The sequence below is a fragment of the Micromonospora sp. NPDC003944 genome, assembly GCF_053605225.1.
This window is the reverse complement of sequence record NZ_JBSGIV010000031.1, coordinates 40,464-63,355: the sequence shown is the minus strand read 5'-3', so window position 1 is coordinate 63,355 and position 22,892 is coordinate 40,464. Positions and strand designations below refer to the sequence as shown.

Here is a 22,892-nt window from a genome sequence, read left to right as displayed (position 1 = left end):
CGCAACGCTACCGCCGAGCGGACCTGATGCGAAGTCCTGCCCCACCACCTCTCACGTTGCCGCCCGTCGACCCCCCGTTCCTGCGCCGATCATGGAGTCGTGGTGCCGGAAAGGTGGCGCTCCACCACCTTTGTCATCCGGCACAACTCCATGATCGACGCAGGTGAACGCGCTAGACGCGGCGGGCGACCAGGACCGCGTCGTGAAGGGTGACGTTCTCGCCGTCCGGCATGGTGGCGGGGCGGGAGCGTTCCTCCGCCGCCAGCACCTCCCAGTGGGCCGGGTCCAGATCGGCGGCCACGTCCTGCGCGGTGTACATCATGTCCGGCATGTGCATCCGGTGCGCCGACCCCCACAGATCCGACGGGTGGTGCCCGACGATCAGCAGGACTCCGCCCGGTGCCACCGCGTCGGCCAGCCGACCGAACAACTCCCGCCGCTGCTGCGGGGGCAGGTGCATGAACTGCGCGGACACCAGGTCGTACGCCTGCTCGGTGGGCGGCTTGTCGCGCAGGTCGGCGTGGGTGAACTCGATCCGGTCGCCCACGCCTGCGGTCTCGGCGTGCGCGGCGGCCCGGCCCAGTGCCGTGCTGGAGATGTCCACAGCCGTCACCCGCCAGCCGCGCTCGGCCAACCACACCGCGTCGGCGCCCTCGCCGCTGCCCACGTCCAGCGCGCGCCCCGGGGTCAGGTCGGTGACCTCGGCGACCAACTGCGGGTTGGGCCGGCCACTCCACACCGAGGGGCGGGACTGGTAGCGCTCCTCCCACGCCGGCTCCTCGAACGTGGTGGCCACCAACTGCCGGTACGCGGCCACGGCGTCGCGTGTGTCCTCGGCGATCAGGTCGGCGTTGATGGCCGCTGCGGCGTTCAGCCCGGCCCCGGCGGACGTGATCACCTGACCACGCAGGTCGGCCACGTTGCCCGCCACCCAGACGCCGGGGACGGTTGTCGCGCCGGTGGCGTCGGCGGGGATCTGCGCGCCGATGACGTGCTCGCCCATCGTCACCTCCTCCGGGGCGAGACCCAGCCCCACCAGCACATCGGTACGGGGAGTCAGCCGCGTCGCCACCACGATCGCGTCGAGCGCCACCACCCGGCCGTCAGCGAGCCGTACGCCGGTCAGCGCGTCGTCGGTCACCTCCACCGCGGCGACCGGGCCCGGCACCACCGCGATGCTGCGGGCGGCGAGCCGCTCGGCGGTCTCCGCGTCCGGTGCCGGGGCGTCGTGCAGCAGGAGCAGCACGCTCGAGCTCCACTGTCGCCACATCTCGGCCTGGTGCACGCCGAGCGGCCCGGTCGCGAGGACGCCGATCCGACGGTCCCGCACCTCCCAGCCGTGGCAGTACGGGCAGTGCAGCACGTCGCGACCCCACCGCTCGGCCAGGCCGGGCACGTCGGGCAGCTCGTCGGTCAACCCGGTGGTCACCAACAGCCTGCGGGCCCGCACCGACTCCCCGCCGTCGAGGCTCAACCGGAACCCGTCGTCGTCCCGGGTCGCGGCCTCCACCCGCCCGGTGCGGAACTGCCCCCCGTACCCGGCCACCTCGGCCCGCCCGACCGCGAGCAGCTCGCCCGGCGGCGTCCCCTCCCGGCCCAGGTAGTTGTGCACCCGGTCGGCCGGCGCGTTGCGCGGCTCGCCGGAGTCGACCACCAGCACCGACCGGCGGGCCCGGCTCAGCGCCAGGGCTCCGCTGAGCCCCGCCGCGCCGCCACCCACCACCACCACGTCGTACGTCTCGTCCACCGTTGTCTCCCTCGTACCGTGTCGTCTGCGCCCACCATCCGTCGCCACCGACAAGGTGGCAACTATCCTTGCCGTTATGGCAAACGAGGACAGTGCCGCGCTGGCGGCCGTCGGCCCCCGGCTGCGTGCCCTACGTCACCAACGCGGAACCACGCTGACCCAGCTCGCCGACCTCACCGGCATCTCGGTGAGCACCCTGTCCCGGTTGGAGTCCGGCAGCCGCCGGCCCACCCTGGAGCTGCTGCTCCCGCTGGCGAGGGCCTACCAGGTCGCCCTGGACGAGCTTGTCGACGCCCCCGCCACCGGCGACCCCCGGGTACGCCCCAAACCGATAGTCATCCACGGCGTGACCTACCTGCCGCTGACCCGCCGGCCGGGCGGTGTCCAGGCGTTCAAGCAGATCTTCCCGCCGGACCCGTCCGCCGGGGGCCGGATCCCCCAGGCACACGAGGGGTACGAGTGGCTCTACGTGCTCTCCGGCCGGATACGCCTGCTGCTCGGCGACCGTGACCTGACCCTCAGCCCCGGGGAGGTGGCCGAGTTCGACACCCGCATCCCGCACCTCTTCTTCAACCCCGGCCCGGGCACCGCCGAAGCCCTCAGTCTCTTCGGGCCGCAGGGGGAGCGGCTGCACGTCCGCGCCCGCCCGGCCGCGTCCGCCAAGGGGTGAGGTTGGTTCAGTTCGGTGGGGCGGCATGGCCGGGACCGTCGGTGCGAAGATGGCCCGATGATCGATGCGGTAACCCGGCGCTGGAGCGACCGGATCGAGCACCGCGACATCGTCGTACACGAAGTCCCTGGTTTCCGCCCGCTGACACTGGACCTCGTCGTGCCGGTGGCAGCACCCGGACCGGTCCCGGTCCTGGTGTGGATCCACGGCGGGGCGTGGCTGTTCGGTTCACCCAAGCAGCCACCGGAGTGGCTCATGGAGGCGGACCCGTTCACCGCCGCCATCGGCGCCGGATTCGCGGTCGCCTCCGCGCAGTACCGGCTCAGCGGCGAGGCGCACTTCCCCGCCCAACTCGACGACGTCACGGCGGCGGTGCGCTGGCTGCGCCGATATGGCCGCACGGTGGGCGTGGACGGCGAGCGGATCGGGGTGTGGGGCGAGTCGGCCGGCGGGCACCTGGCCTCGATGGTCGCGCTGCGGGGGAACGACCAGGACGACAACGGCGTGCACGCGGCCGTCTGCTGGTACGCACCGTCGAACCTGTCCACGATCCAGTCGCAGGCACACCCGTCCGGAACGATCGACCACGACGCCGCCGACTCGCCCGAGTCCCTGCTGATCGGCGCCCCGTTGGCCGACAACCCGGAGGTGGGCCGGGCGGCCAGTCCGATCACCTACGTCACCGAGCAGGCCCCACCCATGCTGCTGGTCCACGGCGACCAGGACCTCGTCGTACCGGTGGGGCAGAGCGAGGAGCTGGCCGCGGCACTGACCGCGGTGGGAGCCGAGGTCGAGTTGTCGGTGGTGCGGGGAGCCGACCACTGCTTCGTCGGAGTGCCGCTGGAGCCACTGATCCGCGACACCCTGGCGTTCTTCACCCGGGTCCTCGCCCCCGACAGTGGAGCGCTGCCGCCTCACTAGGGTGACCCGGTGACCGCCCACGACGTCGCCGCCAAACTCCCCGACATCGACCGGCTGCGCCAGCGCTGCAAGGCGTTGGCCGTGCTTGAACGCATCATCGACGGCGGCGAACCCTACTACGCGTACACCTCGACCTGGGGCACGGACGAGGCGGCGCTGATGAGCAATGGCAGCGGCGACGAGTGGGCCGTCGTGTTCACCCCCGACGGCGCCTTCATCCGGCTCTTCGACCACGAGTCGGCGATGTCGCCGTACCGCCATCCGGACCACGAGCTGTGGCCCGGTCTTGTCGACGGCGTCCCGGAGGTTCTGCGTCCGCAGCTGACGGAACCCGCCTTCTGCGACGAGGACGGGCTGTTCGTCGCGACGACAGTGCTGTGGCGGCTGGTGGGGGATGACCGCTGGCACGCCGGTCACGGCATCACCTTCCCGCCGCACAGGCGGTACGACGACAACGGCCCGGACGGGTCCGGGCTGCTCGACATCCTGCTCGACGACATCGTCGACCGCTTCGTCGAGTTCGCCGCCGACTACTACGAGCTGACCGTGGACCGGGCGGCGGTCGAGCACATCGTTGCGCACCGACCGCTCACCGACACCGTGACGAGGGCCCTGAATCCGCAGCTCACCGTCACCGACCTGCGGGCGGACCTCGCCGCGCTCGGCTACCCGAACACTGGCACCGCGACGGTGGACGTCGGCCCGTACGGCGCGTTCTCCGTCAACGGCGTGGGGGTGAACGCGGCGCCCTTCCCGTTGAGCTTCAGCGTTCGCGAGGTCGAGGGCTCCTGGCTGGTCGATGCGACCGCGGCGCAGGCCGCGGAGCTGGCCGATGTGCTCATGCGCGCCGCGAACGACACCATCATGGTCGTCGGCCTCTGGACCAACAGCTTTCTGGACGAGGGGTTCCAGGAATGGCCGCCGTCGCGGATCGCTGCGGAGCAGGGTGTCAGCTTCGAGGCTCATCAGGTCGGTAGCCTGACCTCCGGCGTCGTCGGCCTCAGCGAAGAGGCCCTGCTGATTCCCCGGGAGCAGCTGCCCCGGTTCCTGGCCGATTGGAACCCCTACGAGCTGACCTTCGTCGACGTGCCGGCCACACCCTCCGCCGAGCGCGTCGACGAGATGGTGGTGACCATCGGAACGGCCACGTACGACGAGCCGGTCCTACCCGCGCTGGCCGGCTCACGCCTGCTGTTCTCCGGGCACGATGACTGCTATGTGGCTGTCGAGACGACGGACCGGGAGCTGCCCGTGGCGCTCCTGGGCCGGCTGCTGACCCTGCTTGTCGGCTCGGCGCTCGCCGAGACCACTGCGGTGCAGGTGGCGGTGCCCGACGTCGAGACCGTGCAGAGGCTGATCGAGGAGAGCCGGAACTGGGTCGGAGAGCTGGGCACCGCGACGGAGGGCTCCGTCATCGTCGATCTGCACGCCACGTCCCGGCCGTGGAGGCTCGGCGCGTCGGTCCCGGAGCGTGGCGATCGCCGGCTGGTCTACGACATCGAGGACAGGATCTGGCGGTTGACCGAGGTGGTGGCGCTCCCTATTCGGTGACTCCGACCGGCGTGGTGGTGGGGCGGCGGCAGCGGCCGGCAGGTTGAGACCGCGTCCCCCGACCAGGTCGTCAACGTTGGGCTGTGGGCAACCGACCCAACGAGATGCCCTTGCGGCGAGTGACCACTACTCATCGAGGGCGACGATCTGCTGAGTCCTCACGGGCGAAGCGGACCGCCGCCACACCTGCGGGCGCAGACTGGTCCTGCCCTGCTAGCCGGGCTCTTTGGGCTTGGAGGTGTCGCGGTTGCCCAAGTCGTTGCGATCAGGCTGGAACGAGCGCGCAACAGACGTGAAGAGCAGCGGCGTTGGCACGCCGAGAGACGGCATGTCTACGCCAGCTTCTTAGCCGCTGCCTATGCCCTCTACCGTCATATCCGGTCGAGCGCTCGAGATGGGGCCTATGACTTGCGGTGGCGCGAGCTGGTGGATGACCTCACCGTCCGGCACCAGGAGGTGCACCTCCTGGCGTCAGCGCCCGTCGCTGGGGCGGCACAGGCGCTCCTTGCTGAACTCAGAGACTTCGCTGACGCCACCAAGATGCAACCTGATGCGAAGCATGAAGCGTTGCGCGACTCGCTCGCACAAGGACGTGCGCACTTCATCAGCCTCGTCCGAGCCGAGCTGGATGTGGCAGAGCCGGGAGGGTCCGTTACGCTCAGGAACTTCTAGCTGAGCTGTCTACTCCGCTACACACCACTGCTGCCGACAGCAACGATGACAGCAACACGGCCAGACGTGGGTGGAGCAATCCGAACACGTGCGGATTGTCGGTCGAGGCCAAAGGCGCGGACGGACCGGCGTGGACGGAGCGCCCAGAACTTACAAGCGAGGGGTCGAAGGCTCGTGGCTCTCGTGCGCTAGGTCGCGGATGTGTTGTAGCGATCGAGCGTTGCCTTGGACGTCGAGGCGTCCTGGAAGACAAGCTCCCACGGCCCGGTGTTGACGTCCATGTCCTTGCCGAACCCGACCCACTTCCCGGCCATCCGTCGACCCGTGGGCTCAGCGAGGAGCTGGATCGCGCCGTGATAGCGGGCGCCACGGTAGTAGCCGGCCTTGTCGGTCTGCTCCACCCAGGTGCCGGTGACGACGGCACCGTCCACGGTCAGGTCCAGCGAGAGGGACGACGCCGCCGAGCCGGGCAGGCTGCGTGCGGTCAGTCGATCGCCGTGCTGGAGCAGGACCACGAAGTGCTGTCCGGCGAAGGAGTCGCCCCGCCCGCTGGAGTAGTACTGATAGCGGCTGAGCCACACACCCTCGTACGACCTGTGGGCCGTGGCGGGCTTGGACGTTGGCGTCGGCGTGGCCAGGTTGGACATGGGGGAGGTCATGTCGTGGCCGCCGTGTTCGTCGTCGGCGACCTCCCCGCCAGGCACCGCGGCGAAGCCCAGCAGCGAGATGGGTAGGCCGGTGACGACTTCCAGGGCGCGGGCGTAGACGGGGCGTGGTGCAGTGATCGCGCCGGACTCCCATCGCTGGACGAGTCTCTTGTTGGCATCGTTGGGCTCGCCGACGCGGTGGCCGGCGGCTTGGAGCGCGCGGGCGAAGTCGTCCTGGCTCATGCGCATCCCGGTACGGACGGCGCGGAGGGCGGTGTTGGGGGCGGCCATGACCGCCACGATAGCGTCATGTCGCCTAAATGTCGTCGGCAATGTGGTCGGGTTGTCGTATCTCGTGCCGTCGCAGTCGGCGACATAGGGACGTCAGTGTGAACGTGCGACGGTCGAGCGTGCCGCCGTGCTTCTGCTGACGGAGGTGGAGATGGCGGGTAACGGCGGCGAGCTGGCGGTGAACCGAGCCGAGCAGATCCAGGCAGCCGAGCGGGAGGCGGCCAAGCGACGCCTTCTCGCCGAGGCGGACCGGATACCGGCCGAGGAGACGACCCGGGCAAAGCCGGATCGGCGGTGGCGTCATGAGCAACGTTGAACTGTTGCTCGTGGGGCGGCGGGTGACACGAGCAACGCCGACAGCAACCGGCCCGGATCAGTCGGGACCCGGAACGACGCGGGTGGACGACCCTTCGAGGTCACGGACATAGACCGCAACCTGCGGACTAAGTGCACGAAGCTTGTGAGCGAGATGTCGCGGGCGCGGCGGCCGGGTCTGCGAAGGGAGCTACTCGGCGACGAAGACGCCGACACCGGGAAGTGTTTCGGTCATCCCTTTGATCCGTAGCACCTGCATAGCGCGGTCGATCACCGGCTCTGTGACCTCGTAGTGCTCGATCAACTCTCGCCGACTGGGCAGCTTGGAGCCGGGCTGGAACTCGCCTGACGCGATGCGTTCGGCGAGGTCGTCGGCGATCTGTTCGTAGCGGTAACGCGGCGGCACGTGGCTCTCCTTGGTTGGCAACACGAGTAGACCACCTACGTCAGCCCTGGACTACCCAACGGGACCTATGGGAGGTTGCCGAGGAGGTCGATTCCCTCGGTTGGCGCTGTGGGCCGCCCTCGCCGGCGTGGATGTTCGGCGCGTCCCCCGCGTTCGGGCATCCACGCCCCCAGATTGCTCCGGCACAAGGAGACAACAGTGCGCCCTTCGACATGGGCAGGGCAGAGCCTGGCCAAAGCGGGCGAGGCGAGCAGGTGAAGCGAGTCTCGTACGACGAGTACGTGCTGGCGGTGGCATTGACGCTCGCTCGCCGTCACCGGCCCGCCTGGTCCTGGCGACACTGGCGGCGCGTCTGCCAATGCGGAGGCGATCTGCCGTGTCGACGTCGCCACCGTATCCCGATCAAGCGCGTCCACTGGCCCAGCCAGGACGGCCCGCAGTGACCACTCACCAGCCGATCAAGCCGGCCTGGACGTGCGGCGGCTGCGCGGGGGAGTGGCCCTGCCAGACCCGGCGCCGAGAGCTGCGCGCCGAGTACGACCGGGCCCCGGTGTCGCTGGCTCTCTACCTGGCAGCCCAGCTCGTCGATGCCGCCCAGGACCTTGCCCACGTCCCCGCCGGCCGCCTGCACTACCGATTCCTCGGCTGGGCTCGATGAGCATCCTGCGGCCGGGTGACGAGAAGTTCCACTACAGCGACGGCTCCCACAAGTGGATCCCACCGAACCCGGACTACGACCAGGAGGTCTGGGACGAACCGGTCCGCCAACACAAGCACGGCCACCTCAGGAACGAGCGCCCAAAGGTCCGCATCCAACGATTGATCTGACGCCAGCAGTACAGCAGCGAAGTACAGTAACCGTGCCAGCCGAACCGAGCCGATTCACCCGTCGACAGACCCCCGCCCACGATGTGTGGGTCGGCGGCAGAGAGTGAGGATGGTGGGGTGGGTCGCTAACCTTCCGTCCTATGTTCAGCCGGCATGGCAGTATCTCGGCCGTGACCGAAGCCGAGCAGGTTCCGCATCGCGTTGATCGTGCGTGGCCGCGTGGAGCAGGGCCAATCTCCCTAGTCGTTGGCCTGGCCGCGATCGCTTTCGGGGTTGCAGTGACCGCAAGCTCTGCACAGGCCCTCACATCGGCGCTGTGTCTGCTTACAGGTCTGCTGATCGGATCGTCATTGGTAGTTGTCGGGATGCAGCGATGGCTTTCCGGCAAGGGGATCCCGGCAGGACTCAGCATCACTTCGATAGCCGTTGCCGTGGCCGCCTGGATTTCTTCCGAAGTGACTGGCATGGCTGGTGGGGGAGGCGCACTCTTTGCTGGACTCGTGGGCGGCCTTCTTCTCGGCAACGTCTGGGCCATCCAGGCTGCGAGGGCGAACCGTCGACAGTGATGGTGTGGCGGACAGCGTCCAAGCACGACTGGCTAAGTGACTAACTGGGTGACGATCGGTGTGCACGGGTCTGGACGTTCTTAGACGGCGCCGGACACGAGCACCAGCGTATGGCCCGGGACTCGGCCTCAGTGGTCAGCGAAACGGCTGTCGACAGCAACGCCGCTGGACGGCGGCGCGTTGACGAGCGCCAGCACGGACGAAGCTCCGAGCGTGTAGCCGTTGCACGGCAGGTGCGGACGCGACGCACAGAGCTTGCAAAGCGAGGAGTCCCAGGGGCAGAGGGCTGCGCGGCGTGTAAGGGGTTCTGAGGCGGCAGGCAGGCCGGTAGCTTTGGGTGGCACGGCGATGTGTCCCGTGCCACGAGGAGGTCCCGGATGGATTCTCTGCCGGAGTTGACGTTCGGGCAGCGGTTGAAGGTCTACCGGGAGCGGTCCGGGAAGACCCGGGCCGTGCTCGGGGGGTTGGTGGGGCGCAGCGCCGAGTGGGTCAAGGCGGTGGAGACCGATCGGATCCTGCCGCCGCGCGTCCACATGCTAGATCGCATCGCCCGTGCTCTGAAGGTCGAGGTGTCCGCCTTGGTCGGGGAGTTGAGCGCCCGGTCCGCTGTGGTCAACGGTCCCGAGCATCCGGCGTTGGCGTCGGTCCGGGACGCGGTGAACCGCTTCGCCGTCTCCGACGACGTTTCCCCGGAGTCCCTGACGAGTCTGAAAGAGCGGCTTGCGGTGGCGTGGCGGGCCCGCCATCAGGCGTCGGATCACCGCACCGTGCTGGGCGGGTTGTTGCCGGGGTTGCTGCGCGACGTGCAGCGCGCCGCGTTGGCGTACGAGGGTGACGAGCGTCGGCAGGCGCAGGCACTGTTGGCCGAGACGTTCGGGCTGACGCAGATGTTCCTCGCCTACCAGCCTGCCGCCGAGTTGCTGTGGCGGGTCGCGGACCGGGCGATGGTCGCGGCGCAGGAATCTGGCGACCCGGAGGCGCTGGCATGCGCGGGCTGGTTCCTGTGTCAGGTGCATCGGGATGCCGGCGACTGGGACACCGCGATGGCGGTGACGCTCGACCTCGTGTCGGCGTTGGAGCCGGGCACGGCTGACGGCAACACGAACCTGTTGGCGTTCTGGGGTGCACTGAACTTCGAGGCTGCCTACACCGCCGCCCGTGCCGGTGAGGAAGGCCGGGCCTGGCGGTACTGGGACCGCGCGGACCGGGTGGCGCAGCGCCTGCCGCCGGGCTTCTATCAGCCCCAGACATCGTTCTCGCAGGTCATCATGGGCGCACATGCGGTGACCGTGGCGGTGGAGTTGCAGAAGTCGGGTGAGGCGGTGCGGCAGGCACGCCGTCATGACTCCGCGGCCATCCCGTCGAGGCCGCGCCGGGCACGCCATCTCATCGAGGTCGCGCGGGCGCACTACGGCAAGGACGACAGGGAAACGGCCGTGCTGACCCTCCGGCAGGCGTACGAGTCGGCCCCGGAGACGATCCGCTTCAACGGGTACGCCCGTCAGATCACCCTGGACCTGCTCGACGGCCCGCGATCCACTCGTGACGACGCCCGTGACCTGGCGATCAAGGTCGGGCTGCTCTCCTGAGCCAGGGGTAGGAACCTTACCCATTCCGCTCCGCGACCCACCGTAGCTTCTCGCTCACGGGGTGCGGCGGGCGGTGCGGATGTCGCCTGGTCGCCGACCGGTCATGCCGATCTGGAGCCGCGGTGGTTGCGGCCTGCCCTGGCCCTGCCTGACTCGGCGGCGTGAGCTGCGGGCGGAGTATGCGGATGCTCCGGTGTCGCTGGCTCTCTACCTTGGGTCCTACCTCGTCCAGGCGACCGAGGACATGCCCTGGACCCCGGCCGGCGTGCTTCATCGCCGGTTCGTTGGATGGACCAGGGCGGCTGGACCGTCGACACCGACGAGGTAGCTGCCCCAGTCACCACGATCGGCGCTCTTCACATTAGGGTGCCAGGCCAGTTCGTTGATCGCGTTGGAGCGCACAGGGCGCCAAGATCCGAGCATCTTCAGGGAAACTGCTGCCTCAGCCGGTCGGGAGGCAGCAGTTTCGGTGATAGTGCTCAAGGCGCCGCTCGCAGGCGTGGTCTGACGCGTCGTCAGGCCACACGACCCGCACGATCGTGCGGATCGGCTGCCGCGTCGGTGTGGTGGCGTGCCGCGAGGGCCGGACCGGTTCCCCTCCGGTCCGGCCCCCGCGATCAGGTCCGCGTCAGGCGCGGAGTCTGCGTTGCCGGACGACGAGCAGCAGCGCCGCGCCGAGGAGCACCGCCAGCACGCCGGCACCCATCCAGAGTCCGGCCGGGAACGACGTGCCGGTCACCGGGAGCTTGCCCTTCACCGGGATGGTGATGGTGGACTCGGGGGAGACCGGCGCCGGGCCGTCCGGCGGGGTGCCGGTCGCCGTCGCGGTGTTGCGCAGCGACCCGTGGTGGTAGTCGGCCTTGCTGACGGTGTACGTCGCCGCGCAGGTCACGGCCGCGCCGGCGGCGAGGGTGACGGCGCCGTTCGGGGTACGGTCGGGACCGCAGGTGATCGGGCCGAGGTTTGCCGCCGAGGCCGGTGCGGTCAGCGCGTCGGTGATCGTCACGTCGGTCAGCGGCACCTGGCCGGTGTTGGTGACCACGAACTGGAACGGCACGTGCTGTCCCGGCCGGACGATCTTGTCGGTGCTGCTCGACTTCACCACCGTGATCGCGGCGCCCCGGGTGGCCGTGACCTCGGCCGAGGCCGGCGCGGAGCGTACCGGTGCGGGTGGGTCCTGGCCGGGGATTGTCGGCGGCGTACCGGACGCGACGGCCGTGTTGGTGATCCGACCGGCCTCGATGTCCGCTGCGGTGACCGCGTAGGTCGACGTGCAGGTGGTGTTGTCCCCGGCGGCCAGGGTGACCGCGCCGCAGGTGATCGCCCCTGGCGTTCCGGTGCCGGAGAAGTCGGTCTCGTCGACTGTCACCGCGCTGAGCGGCGTGGTGCCGGTGTTGCGCACCACGAACCGGTAGGTGACCACGTCACCGGCCGCGGACACCACTGTGGGCGTCACCGACTTGGTGATGGCGATCGCCGGGTGCGGGATCGGGATGTCCACAGGCGACGGCGGTGAGACCGGCGGCGGCCCGAACGGCGGCGTACCGGTGGCCGTGGCGACGTTGCGCAGCGACGAGCCGGTGAAGTCGTCGGCGGTCACCGTGTAGGTGGCCCGGCACTGGATGGAGGCGCCCGGCGACAACGTCACCGCGCCGTTGGGGATGTTCTGCGGACCGCAGGTGATCGGGCCGAGCACGCCGCGCTCGGACGGCGGCAGCACGGTGTCGTTGACCGTCACGTTGGTCAGGGTGAGCCCGCCCGAGTTGACGACGAGGAAGGTGTACGGCACCTGCTGACCCGGCGCGGTGATCGCCACGGTGGTCGTCGACTTGATCACCTCGATGGTGGCGACGAGCCCCGACTGCGGGATGGTCAGCGTCGACGGCGGCGAGTCGACAGGCGCACCCCCGCCCGGCGGTGTGCCGTGTGCGGTGGCGACGTCGGTGACGCCGTCGTTGTCGAGGTCGGCCTGGGTGACCGTGTAGGTGGCGGTGCAGGTGGTGCTCGCGCCGGGCGCGAGGGTGGTGACCGGGCAGGTGATCGGGCCGAGGTCGGCGTTCGACGACGGCGGGGTCTGTACGTCTGTCACGTTGACGTTCGTCAGCGTGAGCCCGCCGTTGTTGACCACGTGGAACCGGTACGTGACCTCCTGTCCGACCGCATTGATCAACACCGTCGTGGAGGTCTTCACCACCTGGATGCTGGCGACGATCCCCGCGTCCGGGATGGTGAGCGTCGAGGGCGCCGAGTCGATGGGCGTGTCACTGCCGGGCGGTGTGCCGTGTGCGGTGGCGACGTCGGTGACCCCGTTGTTGTCGAGGTCGGCCTGGGTGACGGTGTAGGTGGCGGTGCAGGTGGTGTTCGCGCCGGGGGCGAGGGTGGTGGCGGCGCAGGTGATGGGGCCGAGGTTGGCGTTCGACGACGGCGGTGTCTGCACGTCTGTCACGTTCACCGACGACAGCGTCACGGTGCCGGTGTTGGCCACCAGGAAGCGGTAGGGCACCTGCTGCCCGACCGTGTTGATCGAGACGGTGGTGGACGACTTCAGCAGCGAGATCGACCGGATCAGGTCGGCCGCGGGAATGGTGAGCGTCGAGGGCGCCGAGTCGATCGGGTTGTCACCGCCGGCAGGTGTGCCGTGTGCGGTGGCGACGTTGGTGACCTCGTCGTTGTCGAGGTCGGCCTGGGTGACGGTGTAGGTGGCGGTGCAGGTGGTGTTCGCGCCGGGGGCGAGGGTGGTGGCGGCGCAGGTGATGGGGCCGAGGTTGGCGTTCGACGACGGCGGTGTCTGCACGTCTGTCACGTTCACCGACGACAGCGTCACGGTGCCGGTGTTGGCCACCAGGAACTGGTACGGCACCTGCTGACCGACGCTGCTGATCTGTGTGGTGGTCGACGACTTCACCAGGGAGATCCCGGGAACGACCACGTCGCTCGGGATCGTCAGGGTCGCCGGCGGCGACTGCACGGGCGGCCGACCACCTGGCGGTGTGCCCTGGGCGGTCGCGCTGTCGCGGACCGAGCCGAAGTCCAGGTCAGCCTGGGTGACGGTGTAGGTGGCGGTGCAGGTGGTGCTCGCGCCGGGTGCCAGGGTGGTGGCGGCGCAGGTGATCGGGCCCAGGTTGACGTTCGACGATGGCGGTGTCTGCACGTCGGTGACGGTCACGCCGGTGAGGGTGAAGCCGCCGGTGTTGACGACGGTGAACTGGTACGGGACCTGCTGCCCGACCGTGGTGATCGACGTGGTGGTGGACGACTTGAGGATCGCGATGGAGGCGACCAGGCCGGTCTCCGGAATGGTCAGCGTCGCGGGCGTCGAGTCGACCGGCGTGCCGCTTGGCGGTGTGCCGTGGGCGGTGGCGACGTTGGTGACGCCGTCGTTGTCGAGGTCGGCCTGGGTGACCGTGTAGGTGGCGGTGCACAGGGTCTGTGCGCCGGGCGCGAGGGTGGTGGCGGCGCAGGTGATCGGGCCGAGGTTGACGTTCGACGACGGCGAGGTCTGCACGTCCGTCACGTTGACGCCGGTGAGGGTGAAGCCGCCGGTGTTCAGCACGTGGAACTGGTACGGGACCTGCTGCCCGACTGTGGTGATCGACGTGGTGGTCGAGGTCTTCATGATGGCGATCGAGGCGACCAGGCCGGCCTCGGGGATGGTCAGCGTCGACGGCGGCGAGGTGACAGGTGTTCCGCCGCGCGGCGGGGTGCCCTGTGCGGTGGCGACGTTGGTGACACCGCCGTTGTCCAGGTCGGCCTGGGTGACGGTGTACGTGGCGGTGCAGGTGGTGCTCGCGCCGGGTGCCAGGGTGGTGACCGGGCAGGTGATCGGGCCGAGGTTGGCGTTCGACGACGGCGGTGTCTGCACGTCGGTGACGGTCACGTTGCTCAGGGTCAGGCCGCCGGTGTTCGCCACCAGGAAGCGGTACGGCACCTGCTGCCCGACCGAGGTGATCGACGTGGTGGTGGACGACTTCACCACGGTGACGGCGGCGGTGAGCACCTGCGCCGGGATGGTCAGGCTGTTCGGGTCGGAGACGACAGGTGGGCCGGTGGGTGGGGTGCCCTGTGCGGTGGCCACGTTGGTGACACCGCCGTTGTCCAGGTCGGCCTGGGTGACGGTGTACGTGGCCGTGCAGGCGGTCTGCGCGCCGGCGGCGAGGGTGGTGGCCGCGCAGGTGATCGGGCCGAGGTTGGCGTTCGACGACGGCGGGGTCTGCACGTCGGTGACGGAGATGGCGGTCAGCGGCACGCCGCCGGTGTTGACCACGTGGAACGAGTACGGCACCTGCTGACCGACGCTGCTGATCAGCGTGGTGGTCGACGACTTGATCAGGGCGATGTCGGCCGGGGTGGCGCCCTCGCAGGCGAGCGTGGTGCTGAAGGGGAAGTAGTGGATCTCGCCGCCGCGGTGGTCCAGCGTACGGGTGATGACGCTGCCCTCGGTGTTGCTCGGGGAGAGGTCGGTGAGGCTGGCGTTGGGGGCGTAGATGGTGCCCTCGACGGTGGCGGCGTTCGGGGTGAGGGTGAGCGCGGTGGCGGTCGGGAAGTTGAACAGGATGTAGCGCGCCTGCGGCCCGCCGACCCCGGCGAAGTTCGGGGCGGTCCAGGCGAAGGTGTTGCCCACGCCGCTGGTGTCCACGTTGACGAGCAGCGGGGTGTCGGCGGTCGGTTGGTTGGCGAAGGTCAGGATCTGGATGTTGGCCAGGTCGGTGGCGCTCAGGTTGAGCACGTTTGTCACGCCCGGGGTCAACGTGACGACGGCGTTGCTGCCCGGCGGGATCGGGCGGGGCAGCACGTCACCGTTCGGCGTCCGCAGGACCACGGTGTTGTCGCAGGTGGCCAGGCCGGCGGTGGTGTCCCGGAAGGCGGCGAACGCGCCGGCGAAGTTGATCGGCGAGGTCGGCCCGACGCTCGGCACCGGCTGGCGGGTGACCAGCTCGACCCGGGGCGAGGCGTCGTAGTCGTTCGTCGGCAGGATCCGGGTGTTGACCTGGGCGCCGTTGTTGTCGGTGTCGCGGACGACGGTCCCGGTCAGGTCGCCGACCTTGGCGTAGCCGTTGGAGAGCACCTGGAGTCGGCTGCCGCCGACGCTGCCGGCGAAGTTCACCCGTCCACCCACAACCAGGGCGCTGGGGTTGGCGTCGCCGGGCACCACGAACGACCCGGCGGTCGCCCCGGCGAGCTGGTAGTTACCGAAGGTGAGGTCGCCGCCGACGGCGAGGGTGCCCTCGTTCTCGTCGTTGTTCACCGTGGCGTTGCCCTCGGTCATCACGCCGAAGCTCAGCGCCTCGGCGACCGGGTCGACCGGCCCGATGGCCTCGTCGACGGCGGCCAGCACCGGGTTGACCCGGTCGGGCGCAGCCGGCACCAGCAGACCGTTGAGCGCCAACACGCCCGCGACGGCGGTCAGCGCCGTCGCCCGTGACCTGCGGCTACCCCACCACGAAATCCTCATCACGCCCCCGTTGTTCGAATGTGCCACGGGAGCTTATCGAGGCATAAGTGCCGCTATGACGTTTTTGTCCGAATAGAGATCAGGCCGGGTGTGCTTCGAACTGTGCGCGCCGTACCTCCGTGTTTATGATCGACAACCCGACCGGGGACCCCGACATGGCCGATCGGCTGGCCCGGAGCAGAGGTGAGGTGCGCGACGGTGAACCGCGAGGCGTACGCCTGCTGGGTGCGTGAACCCGGTGCGGCCGAGATCCGGCCGGTGTCGTTGACCGACCCGGGCCCGGACGAGGTGCTGGTCCGGGCCAGTTACTCCGGAATCAGCAGGGGCACCGAGACGCTTGTCTTCGCCGGCAAGGTGCCCGCCGACCAGTACGCCGCGATGCGCGCCCCGTTCCAGGAGGGCGAGTTCCCCGGCCCGGTCAAGTACGGCTACCTGAGCGTCGGCGTGGTCGAGCAGGGCCCGCCGGAGCTGCTCGGGCGCACGGTGTTCTGCCTGCACCCGCACCAGAGCGCGTACGTCGTGCCGGTGAGCGCCGTGGTGCCGGTGCCGGAGGGGGTGCCGGCCGCCCGCGCGGTGCTCGCCGGCACGGTGGAGACCGCCGTCAACGCCCTGTGGGACGCGGCGCCGCTCGTCGGTGACCGGGTCACCGTGATCGGCGCGGGCATGGTCGGCTGCTGCGTCGCGGCGCTGGTCGCCCGGTACCCCGGCGTGCAGGTCGAGTTGGTCGACACCGACGCGCGCCGGGCGGGGGTGGCCGGGGCCCTCGGCGTCGACTTCGCCGACCCGGCCGACGCCCGCGGTGACCGGGATCTGGTCGTACACGCCAGCGCCACCGCCGCCGGCCTGCAACAGTCGCTGGACCTGCTCGCGCCGGAAGGGACGGTCATCGAGCTGAGCTGGTACGGCGACCGCCCGGTGCAGGTGTCACTGGGTGGCGCGTTCCACTCCGGTCGACTCACCGTGCGCAGCAGTCAGGTCGGCATGGTGGCACCCGCCCGCCGGGGACGGCGCAGCTACGCCGACCGACTGGCGCTCGCCCTGGACCTGCTCGACGACCCGGCCTTCGACGCGTTGATCACCGGCGCGTCCCGCTTCGCGGAGCTGCCCGACGTGCTCGCCAGACTGAGTTCGGGTGACCTGCCCGCCCTCTGCCACCTCATCACCTACGACGACGGGGAGTGACCGTGTTCAGCGTGACCGTTCGGGACCACATGATGATCGCCCACAGTTTCCGAGGCGAGGTGTTCGGGCCCGCCCAACGCCTGCACGGCGCGACGTTCGTGGTGGACGCGACGTTCCGGCGTCCCGACCTGGACGCCGACGGGATCGTGGTGGACATCGGCCTGGCCACCGAGCAGCTGCGGGCCGTGCTGGGCGAGCTGACCTACCGCAACCTCGACGACGAGGCGGCCTTCGCCGGGGTGAACACCACTACCGAGGTGCTGGCCCGCACGGTCGCGGACCGACTCGTCGAGCGGGTGCACGCCGGTGAGCTGGGCGCGGGGGCACGGGACCTGACCGGCATCACGGTCACCCTGCACGAGTCGCACATCGCCTGGGCGAGCTACGAGCGGTCACTGTGACCGATGCGGGCCGGGCGGTGCACGTCGTCCTGCCCGGTGACATCGACGACCCGACGACACCAAGCGGCGGCAACTCCTATGACCGGCAGGTCTGCGCCGGGCTGGTCGAGCGCGGTTGGTCGGTCCACGAACACCCGGTGCCCGGCGCGTGGCCGCAGCCCGCGCCGGCCGACCGGGCGACGTTGGCCGGGGTGCTCGCCGCCGCACCCGACGACGCCGTGGTGCTGATCGACGGCCTGATCGCCTCGACCGTGCCGGGCCTGCTCACCCCGCACGCCCGTCGGCTGCGCCTGGTGGTCCTGGTGCACCTGCCGCTCGACGACGAGGCGGAGGCCCGCGCGCTTGCCACCGCGCGCGCCGTCGTCACCACGAGCGAGTGGACCCGCCGCGCCCTGCTGACCCGGCACCCGACGCTCGCCGACCGGGTGCGGGCCGCGCCGCCCGGGGTGCGGCCGGCGCCGCCGGCTGCCGGGTCGTCGGCGGGCGACCGGTTGCTCTGCGTCGCGGCGGTCACCCGTCACAAGGGGTACGACGTGCTTGTCGACGCGATGGCCACGCTTGTCGGCCGGCGCTGGACGATGGTCTGCGCGGGCACGCTGACCCGGGAACCGGACCTCGTGCACCGGCTGCGCGACAGGCTGACCGGAGCGGGCCTCACCGGGCGGGTGCGCCTGGCCGGCCCTCTGACCGGCGCGGCGTTGGACGACGCGTACGCCGCCGCCGACCTGCTGGTGCTGCCGTCGAGGGGCGAGACGTACGGCATGGTCGTCACCGAGGCGCTGGCCCGCGGCCTGCCGGTGCTGACCACCGAGGTGGGCGGGCTGCCGGAGGCGCTCGGCCACGCGCCCGACGGCGACCGACCCGGACTGCTGGTCCCGCCCGGTGACCCGGCGGCGCTGGCCGCCGCGCTGATCCGCTGGCTTGACGACGACGCGCTGCGCGCCCGGCTGCGGCGTGCCGCGCTCGCCAGGCGCGACACCCTGACCGACTGGCCGGTGACCACCGCGCTGCTGGCCGGCGTGCTGAAGGAGGTGGCGGGATGACCGCCGAGGAGACCCTGCCGTTCGCCGACTGGCTGCGGCTGCGGGAACCGGCCGACGCGGCGGCGCGTGCCGAGGACCTGCTGAGGGCCGTCCGGGCCCGGCTGACCGGCGACGCCCCGACGGTGGTCCACGACCTGGGCAGCGGCACCGGCTCGATGAGCCGCTGGTTGGCCGCCCGGCTGCCCGGACCACAGCACTGGGTGCTGCACGACCGGGACGCCGACCTGCTGGCCCGGGCCGCCAAGGGCATGAGCGGGGTGACCGCCGCCGACGGCGCTCCGGTCACCGTCCACACCCGCTGCGGTGACCTCACCCGGCTGACCGCCGCCGACCTCGCCGACGGGTCCCTGGTCACCGCGTCCGCGCTGCTGGACATGCTCACCGCCGAAGAGGTCGAGCGGGTGGTGGCGGCGTGCGTCGGTCGGCCCGCCCTGTTCGCCATCTCGGTGACCGGGCGGGTCCGGTTCGACCCGGCCGACCCCCTGGACGAGACGGTCGAAGCCGCGTTCAACGAACACCAGCGGCGTACCTCCGACGGCCGCCGGCTGCTCGGTCCGGATGCCCCCGCCGCCACCGCCGCCGCGTTCGCCCGGCACGGCGTCGACGTGCGGGAACGGCCCAGCCCGTGGCGTCTCGGCCCGGAGCAGGCCGAGTTGACCGCCGAGTGGTTCCGGGGCTGGCTCGGGGCGGCCTGCGAGCAGCGCCCCGACCTGGCCGGCCCCACCCAGGCGTACGCCCGCCGTCGGTTGGCCGACGCGGCGGCCGGTCGACTCACCGTGCGTGTCGACCACACCGACCTCCTCGCCGGTGGATGAACCGTTCACGCCCTGGGTACGTGGACTAGGGCAAGTGGACGATCTTCAAGGGGAGGGCCGGCGCCGATGTTCTGGGCCTGGGCACGAGTGGTCGGCGGGGTGGGTCTGCTCGCCGTCCTGCTGTGGCAGGTGGGCACGGGCCCGTTCCTCGCCGGAGTACGACTGATCGACGCGCCAGCGTTGGCGGCGGCGCTGGTCATCGGGGTGCTCACCACGGTCTGCGCGGCGTGGCGGTGGAGCCTGGTCGCCACCGGCCTCGGCGTCCGCCTGCCCCTGGCGACCGCGGTGGCGCACTGCTACCGGGCCGTGTTCCTCAACGCCACCCTGCCCGGCGGGGTGCTCGGCGACGTGCACCGGGCGGTACGCCACGGCCGCGACGCCGGTGACGTCAGCCGGGGCATCCGCGCGGTGGTCTGGGAGCGTACCGCTGGGCAGGTGGTCCTGGTCGGAGTCGCCCTGGTGGTGCTCGCGGCCTTCCCGTCCCCGGTCCGGCCCTACCTGCCGGCCGCCGCCGCGCTGCTCGTCGCCGGCGGGCTGGTCGCCGTGCTGCTGGCCCGGGTCGTTCCCAGCGGTGGCGCATCCCGCTGGGCGACGGCGTTGCGCACCGCCGTGGCGGACGTCCGGTCGGGTCTGCTGGCGCGGCGCACCTGGTTCGGTGTGCTCGTCGCCTCGGCCGTGATGGTCGCCGGTCACCTGGCCACCTTCCTGGTCGCGGCGCGCACCGCCGGGTCGGACGCCCCACTGTCCCGACTGCTGCCGTTGACGCTGCTCGCCCTGCTCGCCATGGGCCTGCCGCTGAACGTGGCCGGCTTCGGGCCGCGCGAGGGGGTGGCGGCGTGGGTGTTCGGCGCGGCCGGCCTCAGCGCGGCCGAGGGGGTCGCCACCGCGACCGTCTACGGTGCACTGGTGCTGGTGGCCAGCCTGCCCGGGGCCGCGGTGCTGCTGGCCCGTCGACGTCGAATTCCGGTCGCCGCCCGGGAAGCCGCCTCCGGCGGCGGCTGTTGAGTCGGTTGTGAGACGGAACGCGTCGCCGGATGGCGGTGCCGCCGGACAAAGGAGTCCCATGCCCGAAGCATTGCCGGTTGCCACGATTCGTACGCAGGTCACGGTGCCGCTGGCGTTCCCAGACGGCTACAGCACGACCGCCCGGGTGTTCACGTTCAAGGGCCTGGTGGACGGTCGGGAGCACCTGGCCCTCGGCCTCGGCGACTGGGCCGGTGCCCTGGACCGGCTCGCCGCCGGGGGAGCAGCCCCGCTGGTCCGTCCGCACAGCGAGTGCCTGACCGGCGACGTGTTCGGCAGCCAACGGTGCGACTGCGGGCCGCAGTTGCGGGAGGCGGTGCAGCGGATCGCCGAGACCGGCGGTTTCCTGCTCTACCTCCGGCAGGAGGGCCGGGGCATCGGCCTGTACGCCAAGCTCGACGCGTACGCGTTGCAGGACGCCGGGTTGGACACCTACCAGGCAAACGTCGCGTTGGGCCGGGGTGAGGACGAGCGGGACTACACCGCCGCCGCGCAGATGCTCGCCACGTTGGGCGTGCCACGGGTCCGCCTGCTGAGCAGCAACCCGGACAAGGCCGAGCAGTTGACCCGGCTGGGCGTGGACGTGGCCGAACGGGTGCTGACGAGCGTCTTCCTCTCACCGGCCAACGCCGACTACCTGGCGGCGAAGGCGGCGAAGGCGGCGGAGGTCGAGGCAGCCGAAGCCGCGGACGAGCGTGCTGGTCGTCCCTCCGAGCGGCCCGTCCCCCAATGAGCTGGCGGCCGGAGCCGACGCGGCCGTACGTACTGCTGAGTTGCGCCGCCTCCATCGACGGGTACATCGACGACGCCTCCGAGCAGCGGTTACTGCTGTCCAACGAGGAGGACCTGGACCGCGTCGACGCGGTCCGGGCCAGCTGCGATGCCATCATGGTCGGAGCCGGCACCGTCCGCCGCGACGACCCTCGGCTGCTGGTGCGCTCCCCGAGCCGTCGCGCCGAGCGGGTGGCGGCCGGCCGACCCGCCTCGCCCACCAAGGTCACCCTGACCGCCCAGGGCGACCTGGACCCGGCGGCCCGCTTCTTCACCGCCGGTGATTCGGCCCGGCTCGTCTACTGCGCCACCGGCGCGCTGGAGAAGACCCGGGAACGGGTCGGCCGACTGGCCACCGTTGTCGACGCGGGCGAACCCGTCGACCCGGGGTGGTTGCTGACCGACCTGGCCGCGCGGGGCGTACAGCGATTGATGGTGGAGGGCGGCGGGACGGTTCACGCCCAGTTCCTCGCCGCCGGTCTCGCCGACGAGCTGCACCTGGTGGTCGCCCCGTTCTTCGTCGGTGACGGACGGGCGCCCCGGTTCGTCGGCGAGGGCCGCTTTCCCTGGCACCCGGGCCGCCGCGCCCGCCTGGCCGAGGCCCGCCAGATCGGCGACGTGGTCCTGCTCCGCTACGCCCTCTCCGACCGCTGCCCCACCGCCGCCGACCCCGCCCGCCCGGTGGGGTGAGAGGCGGCGTGCTGGGCGTCCGGTGTGTCGAGTGCGATGCGGAACTGCCCGTCGCCACCGGCCGGGGACGCCCGCGTCGCTACTGTTCCCGGCGCTGTCAGGCCCGCGCGTACCGCAGACGTCGCGAGCACGGCCCCACCAGCACCCCGCGCCGGGTGCGGAGCCTGCCCATGCCGAGCAGCGGCGACCCGCGCCACCGGGTGGTCGCCCTCGCGGTCGAGTTGGCGGACACCGGCGGCCTGGACGCCGTCTCCATGCGGGTCCTCGCCCAACACGCCGGTCTGCCCGCCCACGCCCTGTACCGGCACGTCCGCAACCGGGCCGACCTGCTCGCCGCGATGGCCGAGCAGATCACCGCCACCCGCGTGCCCGGCGCCGCACCGCTGCCCCGCGACCCGCGTCAGCGGCTCGAACAGTTGGCCAGGGACGAGTGGGAGATGTACCGCCGTCACCCCTGGCTGCTGGCCGTCCTCGCCACCGACCGGCCGCCGACCGGGCCGGCGGTGCTCGCCATGGTCGACCGCGTCGTGGCGGCGTTCACCAGCGCCGGGTACGACCCGGCCGAGGCGTTCCGCGCCTACCTGGCGCTCAGCGGCTACATCCAGGGCATGGCCCTGCTCATCCGGCGTGACCCCGGCGACGCGACCTACCACGCCTGGTGGTCGGCGACCCGCACTCGGCTGGAGCGGACCGGCCGTACCCGGGAACGACCCTGGCTGGCCGCGGCCGGGCAGACCAGTCCCGACACCGACCTGGACACCTGGTTCCGGTTCGGCCTGCGCGGGCTGCTCGACGGCCTGTTGAGCGGCCGCGCTCGGTAGGGTGGCCGACGTGCCGCGACTGGTGAAGATCACTCAAGACAATGTGGAAACCGCGTGCCGGCTGAGCGTGCGACCCGACCAGGAGACGTTCTCCTCTCCGGTGGCCTGGTCCCTCGCCGAGGCGTACGTCCAGCCCGAGATCGCGTGGCCGCGCCTGATCGTCGAGGACGACGAGATCGTCGGCTTCCTGATGGGCTTCTTCGACATCGTGTGGGACCCGGCCCAGTCGGACGACAGGCGCTCGGGGCTGTGGCGGCTGAACATCTCCGCCGAGCAGCAGGGCCGGGGGTACGGCCGCTTCGCGGTTCAGGCCGTCCGCGACGAGGCCCGCCGCCGTGGGCACGACCACGTCTACACGACGTGGAAGCCGGGACCGGACGGCCCGGAGCGGTTCTACCTGAAACTCGGGTTCCAGCTCACCGGAGAGACCAGCGAGGACGAGGTGGTGGGCGTCCACTCCACCGACTGAGGTGACGTCACCGGCCGAGGAG

The 22,892-nt window shown here is 71.1% G+C and carries 22 protein-coding genes and 1 pseudogene; 18 read left to right on the top strand and 5 right to left on the bottom strand.

The genetic code is table 11. From position 1 onward, the window contains the following. Positions 1 to 172: 172 nt before the first annotated feature. Positions 173 to 1,747 carry an FAD-dependent oxidoreductase gene (locus ACWER9_RS17315; protein ID WP_452302769.1) on the bottom strand — a complete coding sequence of 525 codons (1,575 nt, stop codon included), beginning with the start codon at positions 1,745 to 1,747 and terminating at the stop codon, positions 173 to 175. A gap of 76 nt (positions 1,748 to 1,823) precedes the next feature. Here ACWER9_RS17315 and ACWER9_RS17310 point away from each other — a divergent pair, with 76 nt between their 5' ends. From ACWER9_RS17310 to ACWER9_RS17300, 3 genes are read left to right on the top strand one after another with little or no spacing between them, the layout of a single operon-like run. After that, positions 1,824 to 2,417 carry a helix-turn-helix domain-containing protein gene (locus ACWER9_RS17310; RefSeq protein ID WP_452302768.1) on the top strand — a complete coding sequence of 198 codons (594 nt, stop codon included), beginning with the start codon at positions 1,824 to 1,826 and terminating at the stop codon, positions 2,415 to 2,417. Positions 2,418 to 2,474: 57 nt separating this feature from the next. Further along, a complete protein-coding gene (locus ACWER9_RS17305; protein WP_452302767.1) occupies positions 2,475 to 3,338 on the top strand; it encodes an alpha/beta hydrolase fold domain-containing protein in 864 nt (287 codons plus the stop codon). A 9-nt stretch (positions 3,339 to 3,347) separates the two neighbouring features. After that, the gene (locus ACWER9_RS17300) at positions 3,348 to 4,889 is read left to right on the top strand and encodes a hypothetical protein (protein WP_452302766.1); all 1,542 of its coding nucleotides are present in this window, start codon (positions 3,348 to 3,350) and stop codon (positions 4,887 to 4,889) included. An 860-nt stretch (positions 4,890 to 5,749) separates the two neighbouring features. Here ACWER9_RS17300 and ACWER9_RS17295 read toward each other — a convergent pair. Then, positions 5,750 to 6,499 carry a helix-turn-helix domain-containing protein gene (locus ACWER9_RS17295; RefSeq protein WP_452302765.1) on the bottom strand — a complete coding sequence of 250 codons (750 nt, stop codon included), beginning with the start codon at positions 6,497 to 6,499 and terminating at the stop codon, positions 5,750 to 5,752. A 127-nt stretch (positions 6,500 to 6,626) separates the two neighbouring features. Between ACWER9_RS17295 and ACWER9_RS17290 the strand changes: the two genes are divergently transcribed. Further along, positions 6,627 to 6,815, top strand: coding sequence for a hypothetical protein (locus tag ACWER9_RS17290; protein WP_452302764.1), 189 nt, complete (start codon positions 6,627 to 6,629; stop codon positions 6,813 to 6,815). Positions 6,816 to 7,004: 189 nt separating this feature from the next. Here ACWER9_RS17290 and ACWER9_RS17285 read toward each other — a convergent pair whose 3' ends face one another. After that, a complete protein-coding gene (locus tag ACWER9_RS17285) occupies positions 7,005 to 7,244 on the bottom strand; it encodes a winged helix-turn-helix domain-containing protein (RefSeq protein ID WP_452302763.1) in 240 nt (79 codons plus the stop codon). A 415-nt stretch (positions 7,245 to 7,659) separates the two neighbouring features. Here ACWER9_RS17285 and ACWER9_RS17280 point away from each other — a divergent pair, with 415 nt between their 5' ends. The 5 genes from ACWER9_RS17280 to ACWER9_RS17260 all read left to right on the top strand — a co-directional run bounded on the left by ACWER9_RS17280 (position 7,660) and on the right by ACWER9_RS17260 (position 10,531). Further along, the gene (locus ACWER9_RS17280; RefSeq protein WP_452302762.1) at positions 7,660 to 7,878 is read left to right on the top strand and encodes a flavin reductase; all 219 of its coding nucleotides are present in this window, start codon (positions 7,660 to 7,662) and stop codon (positions 7,876 to 7,878) included. Beyond that, entirely contained in the window at positions 7,875 to 8,048 is a 174-nt protein-coding gene (locus ACWER9_RS17275) for a hypothetical protein (RefSeq protein ID WP_452302761.1), read from the top strand. The genes ACWER9_RS17280 and ACWER9_RS17275 overlap by 4 nt, the downstream gene beginning before the upstream one ends. 170 nt (positions 8,049 to 8,218) lie before the next feature. After that, complete coding sequence (locus ACWER9_RS17270) at positions 8,219 to 8,614, top strand: hypothetical protein (protein WP_452302760.1); 396 nt, start codon at positions 8,219 to 8,221, stop codon at positions 8,612 to 8,614. Positions 8,615 to 8,991: 377 nt separating this feature from the next. Then, on the top strand, positions 8,992 to 10,203 hold the full coding sequence (locus tag ACWER9_RS17265) for a helix-turn-helix domain-containing protein (RefSeq protein ID WP_452302759.1): 1,212 nt from the start codon (positions 8,992 to 8,994) through the stop codon (positions 10,201 to 10,203). 79 nt (positions 10,204 to 10,282) lie between these two features. Next, a complete protein-coding gene (locus tag ACWER9_RS17260) occupies positions 10,283 to 10,531 on the top strand; it encodes a hypothetical protein (RefSeq protein WP_452302789.1) in 249 nt (82 codons plus the stop codon). A 300-nt stretch (positions 10,532 to 10,831) separates the two neighbouring features. On the opposite strand, the gene ACWER9_RS17255 is transcribed toward ACWER9_RS17260, so the two are convergent. Beyond that, positions 10,832 to 14,179 (bottom strand): DUF7507 domain-containing protein, encoded by a 3,348-nt coding sequence (locus ACWER9_RS17255; protein WP_452302788.1) that lies wholly within the window; start codon positions 14,177 to 14,179, stop codon positions 10,832 to 10,834. Positions 14,180 to 14,290: 111 nt separating this feature from the next. Then, a pseudogene (locus ACWER9_RS17250) lies at positions 14,291 to 15,655 on the bottom strand (choice-of-anchor A family protein); the annotation flags it as partial. Positions 15,656 to 15,853: 198 nt separating this feature from the next. Here ACWER9_RS17250 and ACWER9_RS17245 point away from each other — a divergent pair. From ACWER9_RS17245 to ACWER9_RS17205, 9 genes are all read left to right on the top strand, one after another. Next, a complete protein-coding gene (locus ACWER9_RS17245) occupies positions 15,854 to 16,837 on the top strand; it encodes a dehydrogenase (protein WP_452302758.1) in 984 nt (327 codons plus the stop codon). Positions 16,838 to 16,839: 2 nt separating this feature from the next. Next, positions 16,840 to 17,238: a 6-pyruvoyl trahydropterin synthase family protein gene (locus tag ACWER9_RS17240; RefSeq protein ID WP_196926417.1), complete on the top strand. Its 399-nt coding sequence runs from the start codon at positions 16,840 to 16,842 to the stop codon at positions 17,236 to 17,238. Then, on the top strand, positions 17,235 to 18,281 hold the full coding sequence (locus tag ACWER9_RS17235) for a glycosyltransferase family 4 protein (RefSeq protein WP_452302757.1): 1,047 nt from the start codon (positions 17,235 to 17,237) through the stop codon (positions 18,279 to 18,281). The genes ACWER9_RS17240 and ACWER9_RS17235 overlap by 4 nt, the downstream gene beginning before the upstream one ends. After that, positions 18,278 to 19,096 (top strand): class I SAM-dependent methyltransferase, encoded by an 819-nt coding sequence (locus ACWER9_RS17230; RefSeq protein WP_452302756.1) that lies wholly within the window; start codon positions 18,278 to 18,280, stop codon positions 19,094 to 19,096. The genes ACWER9_RS17235 and ACWER9_RS17230 overlap by 4 nt, the downstream gene beginning before the upstream one ends. A gap of 66 nt (positions 19,097 to 19,162) precedes the next feature. Next, on the top strand, positions 19,163 to 20,101 hold the full coding sequence (locus ACWER9_RS17225) for a lysylphosphatidylglycerol synthase domain-containing protein (protein ID WP_452302755.1): 939 nt from the start codon (positions 19,163 to 19,165) through the stop codon (positions 20,099 to 20,101). Positions 20,102 to 20,159: 58 nt separating this feature from the next. Further along, positions 20,160 to 20,852, top strand: coding sequence for a GTP cyclohydrolase II (locus ACWER9_RS17220; protein WP_452302754.1), 693 nt, complete (start codon positions 20,160 to 20,162; stop codon positions 20,850 to 20,852). Then, a complete protein-coding gene (locus ACWER9_RS17215) occupies positions 20,849 to 21,580 on the top strand; it encodes a RibD family protein (RefSeq protein ID WP_452302753.1) in 732 nt (243 codons plus the stop codon). Before ACWER9_RS17220 ends, ACWER9_RS17215 begins: the two co-directional genes overlap by 4 nt. 170 nt (positions 21,581 to 21,750) lie before the next feature. After that, positions 21,751 to 22,401 (top strand): TetR/AcrR family transcriptional regulator, encoded by a 651-nt coding sequence (locus ACWER9_RS17210; RefSeq protein ID WP_452302752.1) that lies wholly within the window; start codon positions 21,751 to 21,753, stop codon positions 22,399 to 22,401. A gap of 10 nt (positions 22,402 to 22,411) precedes the next feature. Further along, complete coding sequence (locus ACWER9_RS17205) at positions 22,412 to 22,870, top strand: GNAT family N-acetyltransferase (protein WP_452302751.1); 459 nt, start codon at positions 22,412 to 22,414, stop codon at positions 22,868 to 22,870. Positions 22,871 to 22,892 lie beyond the last annotated feature (22 nt).

Excerpts from the sequence above, each read along its gene's own strand:
- ACWER9_RS17230 (WP_452302756.1), top strand. The coding sequence starts at position 18,278 with ATGACCGCCGAGGAGACCCTGCCGTTCGCCGACTGGCTGCGGCTGCGG.
- ACWER9_RS17220 (WP_452302754.1), top strand. The coding sequence starts at position 20,160 with ATGCCCGAAGCATTGCCGGTTGCCACGATTCGTACGCAGGTCACGGTG.
- ACWER9_RS17310 (WP_452302768.1), top strand. The coding sequence starts at position 1,824 with ATGGCAAACGAGGACAGTGCCGCGCTGGCGGCCGTCGGCCCCCGGCTG.
- ACWER9_RS17225 (WP_452302755.1), top strand. The coding sequence starts at position 19,163 with ATGTTCTGGGCCTGGGCACGAGTGGTCGGCGGGGTGGGTCTGCTCGCC.
- ACWER9_RS17265 (WP_452302759.1), top strand. The coding sequence starts at position 8,992 with ATGGATTCTCTGCCGGAGTTGACGTTCGGGCAGCGGTTGAAGGTCTAC.
- ACWER9_RS17215 (WP_452302753.1), top strand. The coding sequence starts at position 20,849 with ATGAGCTGGCGGCCGGAGCCGACGCGGCCGTACGTACTGCTGAGTTGC.
- ACWER9_RS17260 (WP_452302789.1), top strand. The coding sequence starts at position 10,283 with ATGTCGCCTGGTCGCCGACCGGTCATGCCGATCTGGAGCCGCGGTGGT.
- ACWER9_RS17295 (WP_452302765.1), bottom strand. The coding sequence starts at position 6,499 with ATGGCCGCCCCCAACACCGCCCTCCGCGCCGTCCGTACCGGGATGCGC.
- ACWER9_RS17305 (WP_452302767.1), top strand. The coding sequence starts at position 2,475 with ATGATCGATGCGGTAACCCGGCGCTGGAGCGACCGGATCGAGCACCGC.
- ACWER9_RS17210 (WP_452302752.1), top strand. The coding sequence starts at position 21,751 with ATGCCGAGCAGCGGCGACCCGCGCCACCGGGTGGTCGCCCTCGCGGTC.
- ACWER9_RS17275 (WP_452302761.1), top strand. The coding sequence starts at position 7,875 with ATGAGCATCCTGCGGCCGGGTGACGAGAAGTTCCACTACAGCGACGGC.